Here is a 7460-nt window from a genome sequence, read left to right as displayed (position 1 = left end):
CTAATCTAGTACAGCCCCTTTTGAAAAATTGCCTACTGAGCGCTGCCGCACAGCTCCATAGGCCGCTTTCCTTGCTTTGCTTCCAGATGTATGCTATTCTGCTCCTGCAGCTAATGGATCACCGCAAACAGGTTACTCGCCTGGGGATTCCCTTTCGACCCGAGCATCCGTATGAGACTCATGCTCGATTATTATTATAGAAGCCCCCATGAATAAATCGCTCATCATTTTCGGCATCGTCAACATAACCTCGGACAGTTTCTCCGATGGAGGCCGGTATCTGGCGCCAGACGCAGCCATTGCGCAGGCGCGTAAGCTGATGGCCGAGGGGGCAGATGTGATCGACCTCGGTCCGGCATCCAGCAATCCCGACGCCGCGCCTGTTTCGTCCGACACAGAAATCGCGCGTATCGCGCCGGTGCTGGACGCGCTCAAGGCAGATGGCATTCCCGTCTCGCTCGACAGTTATCAACCCGCGACGCAAGCCTATGCCTTGTCGCGTGGTGTGGCCTATCTCAATGATATTCGCGGTTTTCCAGACGCTGCGTTCTATCCGCAATTGGCGAAATCATCTGCCAAACTCGTCGTTATGCATTCGGTGCAAGACGGGCAGGCAGATCGGCGCGAGGCACCCGCTGGCGACATCATGGATCACATTGCGGCGTTCTTTGACGCGCGCATCGCGGCGCTGACGGGTGCCGGTATCAAACGCAACCGCCTTGTCCTTGATCCCGGCATGGGGTTTTTTCTGGGGGCTGCTCCCGAAACCTCGCTCTCGGTGCTGGCGCGGTTCGATGAATTGCGGCTGCGCTTCGATTTGCCGGTGCTTCTGTCTGTTTCGCGCAAATCCTTTCTGCGCGCGCTCACAGGCCGTGGTCCGGGGGATGTCGGGGCCGCGACACTCGCTGCAGAGCTTGCCGCCGCCGCAGGTGGAGCTGACTTCATCCGCACACACGAGCCGCGCCCCTTGCGCGACGGGCTGGCGGTATTGGCGGCGCTGAAAGAAACCGCAAGAATTCGTTAACTGCACATTCGGGATATTTCTCTATATTCGCGCTTCATCAGAAAAAAAATTCAGAAGGGATATGTTATGAACTATACAAAATTTGATGTAAAAAATTGGGTTCGCCGTGAGCATTTTGAGTTTTATCGGCATCGTTTACCATGTGGTTTTAGCTTAACAAGCAAAATTGATATCACGACGTTAAAAAAGTCATTGGATGATTCAGCGTATAAGTTTTATCCGGTAATGATCTATCTGATTGCTCAGGCCGTGAATCAATTTGATGAGTTGAGAATGGCGATAAAAGATGATGAATTGATCGTATGGGATTCAGTCGACCCACAATTCACCGTATTCCATCAAGAAACAGAGACATTTTCAGCACTGAGTTGCCCATACTCATCCGATATTGATCAATTTATGGTGAATTATTTATCGGTAATGGAACGTTATAAAAGTGATACCAAGTTATTTCCTCAAGGGGTAACACCAGAAAATCATTTAAATATTTCAGCATTACCTTGGGTTAATTTTGATAGCTTTAATTTAAATGTTGCTAATTTTACCGATTATTTTGCACCCATTATAACAATGGCAAAATATCAGCAAGAAGGGGATAGACTGTTATTGCCGCTCTCAGTACAGGTTCATCATGCAGTTTGTGATGGCTTCCATGTTGCACGCTTTATTAGTCGGCTACAAGAGTTGTGTAACAGTAAATTAAAATAAGCTCAGGTTAAATTAAAGGGTTTCATATCTAGTGAAGCCCTGTTTTATTATATTACGGCAGTCCGCGCATGACGCGCGAGTTACAGGATCAGGGGTTCGCTGTTGGTCGTCGCCGGATTGCCCGCTTGATGCGTGAGAACAAAATGCACGCACGCCAAAAACGCCGCTTTAAGAAGACGACAGACAGCTATCATAGCTTTCCGGTTGCGCCCAACATCATTGCACAAGATTTTGCAGCAACAGGACCTAATCAGAAATGGGGTGCCGACATATCATATATATGGACGCGCGAGGGATGGCTGTATCTTGCGGTCGTCATTGACTTGTTCGCGCGTCGTGTCATCGGTTGGGCCGTTAGTGATCGTTTAAACCGCAAGCTAGCTCTTCAGGCGCTCGAGAAAGCTATAACGATGCGGCGACCGTCAAAAGGCTTGATCCATCATAAGGAAAATGGTATTATGATCTCCATGTCCGGCAAAGGCAATTGCTATGATAATGCCATGGTTGAAACCTTCTTTAAAACATTGAAGTCAGAGATGATTTGGAGAACCGTATTCCATACGCGCGATGATGCACAAAAAGCCATTGCCCAATATATTGACGGCTTCTATAATCCTATAAGGCGGCATTCCGCGCTCGACTATATGAGCCCAGCTCACTTCGAGAGAACGGTAGTTTAATACAAAACGCCTCTCCACTTTTACGAAGCAAGTCCACCTCGGTCAAGCAGCGAGAGGTAGAGTGATATTTCGATAGGTATAGTGTTTTGCAGTTTAGAGGAGATATCGCGATGCATACGCGGAAGGCAATAACGGAGGCAATTCGAAAACTCGGAGTCCAAACCGGTGACCTGTTGATGGTGCATGCCTCACTTAAAGCGATTGGTCCGGTCGAAGGAGGAGCGGAGACGGTCGTTGCCGCGTTACGCTCCGCGGTTGGGCCGACTGGCACTGTGATGGGATACGCGTCGTGGGACCGATCACCCTACGAGGAGACTCTGAATGGCGCTCGGTTGGATGACAAAGCCCGCCGTACCTGGCCGCCGTTCGATCCCGCAACGGCCGGGACTTACCGTGGGTTCGGCCTGCTGAATCAATTTCTGGTTCAAGCCCCCGGCGCGCGGCGCAGCGCGCACCCCGATGCATCGATGGTCGCGGTTGGTCCGCTAGCTGAAACGCTGACGGAGCCTCACGAACTCGGTCACGCCTTGGGGGAAGGGTCGCCCGTCGAGCGGTTCGTCCGCCTTGGCGGGAAGGCCCTGCTGTTGGGTGCGCCGCTAAACTCCGTTACCGCATTGCACTACGCCGAGGCGGTTGCGGATATCCCCAACAAACGATGGGTGACGTATGAGATGCCGATGCTTGGAAGAAACGGTGAAGTCGCCTGGAAAACGGCATCAGAATACGATTCAAACGGCATTCTCGATTGCTTTGCTATCGAAGGAAAGCCGGATGCGGTCGAAACTATAGCAAATGCTTACGTGAAGCTCGGTCGCCATCGAGAAGGTGTCGTGGGCTTTGCTCAGTGCTACCTGTTCGACGCGCAGGACATCGTGACGTTCGGCGTCACCTATCTTGAGAAGCACTTCGGAGCCACTCCGATCGTGCCAGCACACGAAGCCGCCCAGCGCTCTTGCGAGCCTTCCGGTTAGAGGCCGTCGACAATGATAATCTGGATCAACGGACCTTTCGGCGCCGGAAAGACGACTCTCGCTGAGCGGCTGCGCGATCGGCGTCCGAAATCGCTGATCTTTGACCCTGAGGAAATCGGGTTCGTGGTGAAAGAAACGGTCCCCTTCGGGATATTTCTCTATATTCGCGGTTCAGCAGGCATGTCCCCTTTGAGGGCGACCCGACGACAGGATAATCGACCTTATGGTGCGCAAATATTTCGGCACAGATGGTATTCGTGGCAAAGCCACCTCCGCGCTTCATCAGAAAACTGAAGGAACCTCCATTGAATCGAACTAATATTTTTTTTGGTGAATCGCATTCTGACTGGTTGCCTGTCAGAGGCGGAGAATCCGGTGATTTTGTTTTTCGACGTGGTGACGGGCATGCCTTCGCGAAAATCGCACCTGCTTCCCGCCGCGGTGAGCTCGCTGGAGAGCGTGACCGCCTCATTTGGCTCAAAGGTCGAGGTGTGGCTTGCCCCGAGGTGATCAACTGGCAGGAGGAACAGGAGGGTGCATGCTTGGTGATAACGGCAATTCCGGGAGTACCGGCGGCTGATCTGTCTGGAGCGGATTTGCTCAAAGCGTGGCCGTCAATGGGGCAGCAACTTGGCGCTGTTCACAGCCTATCGGTTGATCAATGTCCGTTTGAGCGCAGGCTGTCGCGAATGTTCGGACGCGCCGTTGATGTGGTGTCCCGCAATGCCGTCAATCCCGACTTCTTACCGGACGAGGACAAGAGTACGCCGCAGCTCGATCTTTTGGCTCGTATCGAACGAGAGCTACCGGTGCGGCTCGACCAAGAGCGCACCGATATGGTTGTTTGCCATGGTGATCCCTGCATGCCGAACTTCATGGTGGACCCTAAAACTCTTCAATGCACGGGTCTGATCGACCTTGGGCGGCTCGGAACAGCAGATCGCTATGCCGATTTGGCACTCATGATTGCTAACGCCGAAGAGAACTGGGCAGCGCCAGATGAAGCAGAGCGCGCCTTCGCTGTCCTATTCAATGTATTGGGGATCGAAGCCCCCGACCGCGAACGCCTTGCCTTCTATCTGCGATTGGACCCTCTGACTTGGGGTTGATGTTCATGCCGCCTGTTTTTCCTGCTCATTGGCACGTTTCGCAACCTGTTCTCATTGCGGACACCTTTTCCAGCCTCGTTTGGAAAGTTTCATTGCCAGACGGGACTCCTGCAATCGTCAAGGGATTGAAACCTATAGAAGACATTGCTGATGAACTGCGCGGGGCCGACTATCTGGTATGGCGCAATGGGAGGGGAGCAGTCCGGTTGCTCGGTCGTGAGAACAATCTGATGTTGCATTGCACAAGATAAAAATATATCATCATGAACAATAAAACTGTCTGCTTACATAAACAGTAATACAAGGGGTGTTATGAGCCATATTCAACGGGAAACGTCTTGCTCGAGGCCGCGATTAAATTCCAACCTGGATGCTGATTTATATGGGTATAAATGGGCTCGCGATAATGTCGGGCAATCAGGTGCGACAATCTATCGATTGTATGGGAAGCCCGATGCGCCAGAGTTGTTTCTGAAACATGGCAAAGGTAGCGTTGCCAATGATGTTACAGATGAGATGGTCAGACTAAACTGGCTGACGGCATTTATGCCTCTTCCGACCATCAAGCATTTTATCCGTACTCCTGATGATGCATGGTTACTCACCACTGCGCTCCCCGGGAAAACAGCATTCCAGGTATTAGAAGAATATCCTGATTCAGGTGAAAATATTGTTGATGCGCTGGCAGCGTTCCTGCGCCGGCTGCATTCGATTCCTGTTAGTAATTGTCCTTTTAACAGCGATCGCGTATTTCGTCTCGCTCAGGCGCAATCACGAATGAATAACGGTTTGGTTGATGCGAGTGATTTTGATGACGAGCGTAATGGCTGGCCTGTTGAACAAGTCTGGAAAGAAATGCATAAGCTTTTGCCATTCTCACCGGATTCAGTCGTCACTCATGGTGATTTCTCACTTGATAACCTTATTTTTGACGAGGGGAAATTAATAGGTTGTATTGATGTTGGACGAGTCGGAATCGCAGACCGATACCAGGATCTTGCCATCCTATGGAACTGCCTCGGTGAATTTTCTCCTTCATTACAGAAACGGCTTTTTCAAAAATATGGTATTGATAATCCTGATATGAATAAATTGCAGTTTCATTTGATGCTCGATGAGTTTTTCTGATAGTTAGTCTTTGTAGAGACACAAACCTGAAATTCCGGACACCGCGCTTCAGGACATCTCCCTGGACGCCGATATCTGGCAGTATCCGGACGGTACTATCGAACGCCGGGCCAACGGTACTCCCCTGCCCTTTATGACTGACGACCGGCTATTTCACCCACGCACTTCTCCTATCCCCTGGGAACACATCAATCTTACCGGAGAATATCGTTGGCCAAAGCCTTAGCGTAGGATTTCGCCCTCTCCCGCAAACGACCCCATGTGGGCGGTAAAATCAGCTATGTCCGTATTCCCTCACCTGAAGACTTCTGGTGATGAAAATGGCATCCCCACCCGGAAACTGGAAAACCCGCTATAAAGCCAGTGATCTTGCAGACCATCAAAGATTAGAAATGACCTGCAAGAAATGTAACCGCCTTGTTTATATCAATAAGGCAATGATCAGCTCAATTCGAGGACACGAGCAATTATATTTGGACGAAGTTGAACGACGCGCACGCTGCAAAGCTCAAAATTGCCGTGGCACCATGCGCATGGCAATGGTGCGTCTTGATGAACTCAGCGGTTTTATTGGCGGGATTGCTTGATCTCCCGCCAAGATTTTAAGATCGCAATAAACTGGCTGACTGGCGCAATAATGGTATAGCAATAAGATAAAGGCTTGCTGCGACGAGCCAAACCCAACCATCCCACTGCCCCGCGGTTAAGCCATAAAGCGTCGTAAATCCGACCGGCCCGATAATCGAGGTTATATTCGTCAACCCCGTTAAAGTTCCCTGTAAAGCACCTTGTTTTTCATCGCAAACAAGACCTGAAATAATGGCCTGCAAAGCAGGCATACCAATGCCGCCTGTGGCCAGCATAAAAATTGCCGGCAGAACCATCCAGCTTTGCGTGATAAAAGCCAGCAATAAAAACCCGCACATATCAGCGCCCATTCCAAGCAGCAACACACCGCGGTCACCCAGTCGCTTTGAAAGAGTGCCGGTTAAAACAGCTTGTACGAATGTATGTGCTGCACCAAAAACGGCCAGCGACACACCTGCTGTGCCAATATCCCAATTCAAGCGCTGTTCGCCATAAATCACCCACAAAGCGGCGGGCGCCTGCCCAATCAGCTGCATAAGAAAAAACAACGCAAAAAAGCTGGCAAGTCCCTGAACTGCAAAATTGAAGCGAAAGCCTTCAAACAAATTGATTTTGGCTGGCTGTCCTTCAGGCGGTTGTGACGGCGTTTTGGGCAACAAGAAAGCCACCAAACAAAAGGCAATTGCATTGAGAAGAGCCCCTGCCACAAAGGGCGCATGCACAGATATATCACCAAGAACACCGCCAATAGCAGGCCCTGCAATCATACCTGCACCAAAACACGCCCCCATAAAACCAAACCAACGCGCACGTTCTTCCTGTTTAGTTGTATCAGCGATAATTGATGCCGCGATTGCACCAGTTGCTCCGGTAACACCTGAGATAATCCGGCCGATATAAAGCACCCATAAAACAGGCGCTGCCGCCATTATGCTATAATCAATCGTGGCACCTAAAAATGAAACCAGCAAAATAATCCGCCGTCCATAGCGGTCAGATAACCGCCCTAAAACGGGCGCGCAAAAGACCTGCATAAACGCATAAAGCGATAAAAAAACACCATAGTGAAATGCTGTTTGCTCTGCCGGTACAAATTCATTTAATAAAGCCGGAACCACCGGCATGATTAATCCCAAACCAATCGCATCAAGCGCGACAACAATGAGTGCGGTTATAAGTGATTTTGACATAGATGTGACTTTTATTTCATTGATAAGTTGGCGATAATAAACTTGGGGCTGTACTAGAATAA

Annotated in this window: 7 protein-coding genes and 2 pseudogenes; 8 read left to right on the top strand and 1 reads right to left on the bottom strand. The window is 50.3% G+C overall.

The features are described from left to right. Window positions 1-208: 208 nt before the first annotated feature. The 8 genes and pseudogenes from sul2 to B0681_RS09945 all read left to right on the top strand — a co-directional run bounded on the left by sul2 (window position 209) and on the right by B0681_RS09945 (window position 6207). Window positions 209-1024, top strand: a complete 816-nt coding sequence (gene sul2 / locus B0681_RS09985; protein ID WP_001043260.1) for a sulfonamide-resistant dihydropteroate synthase Sul2 — start codon at window positions 209-211, stop codon at window positions 1022-1024. Between the two features lie 66 nt (window positions 1025-1090). Next, entirely contained in the window at window positions 1091-1732 is a 642-nt protein-coding gene (locus B0681_RS09980; RefSeq protein ID WP_005826111.1) for a type A-3 chloramphenicol O-acetyltransferase CatIII, read from the top strand. A gap of 53 nt (window positions 1733-1785) precedes the next feature. Continuing rightward, window positions 1786-2412 (top strand): annotated as a pseudogene (locus tag B0681_RS09975) (IS3 family transposase); the annotation flags it as partial. Between the two features lie 110 nt (window positions 2413-2522). Continuing rightward, the gene (aac(3)-IIe, locus tag B0681_RS09970; protein ID WP_000557452.1) at window positions 2523-3383 is read left to right on the top strand and encodes an aminoglycoside N-acetyltransferase AAC(3)-IIe; all 861 of its coding nucleotides are present in this window, start codon (window positions 2523-2525) and stop codon (window positions 3381-3383) included. Between the two features lie 305 nt (window positions 3384-3688). Beyond that, window positions 3689-4492, top strand: coding sequence for an aminoglycoside O-phosphotransferase APH(3'')-Ib (aph(3'')-Ib, locus tag B0681_RS09960; RefSeq protein ID WP_078318572.1), 804 nt, complete (start codon window positions 3689-3691; stop codon window positions 4490-4492). Next, window positions 4492-4728, top strand: a pseudogene (locus tag B0681_RS09955) (aminoglycoside phosphotransferase family protein); the annotation flags it as partial. The gene aph(3'')-Ib and the pseudogene B0681_RS09955, both read left to right, overlap by 1 nt. 76 nt (window positions 4729-4804) lie before the next feature. Continuing rightward, window positions 4805-5620 (top strand): aminoglycoside O-phosphotransferase APH(3')-Ia, encoded by an 816-nt coding sequence (gene aph(3')-Ia / locus B0681_RS09950; protein ID WP_000018321.1) that lies wholly within the window; start codon window positions 4805-4807, stop codon window positions 5618-5620. A 320-nt stretch (window positions 5621-5940) separates the two neighbouring features. Continuing rightward, complete coding sequence (locus B0681_RS09945) at window positions 5941-6207, top strand: hypothetical protein (protein WP_052928020.1); 267 nt, start codon at window positions 5941-5943, stop codon at window positions 6205-6207. A 15-nt stretch (window positions 6208-6222) separates the two neighbouring features. Here B0681_RS09945 and tet(Y) read toward each other — a convergent pair whose 3' ends face one another. Beyond that, a complete protein-coding gene (gene tet(Y), locus B0681_RS09940; RefSeq protein WP_011931119.1) occupies window positions 6223-7398 on the bottom strand; it encodes a tetracycline efflux MFS transporter Tet(Y) in 1176 nt (391 codons plus the stop codon). Window positions 7399-7460: the final 62 nt, after the last annotated feature.

It is taken from the genome of Moraxella porci DSM 25326, from assembly GCF_002014855.1.
Lineage (GTDB): Bacteria > Pseudomonadota > Gammaproteobacteria > Pseudomonadales > Moraxellaceae > Moraxella > Moraxella porci.
The sequence above is the reverse complement of the archived record's forward strand: the minus strand, read 5'-3'. Positions and strand labels throughout refer to the sequence as shown.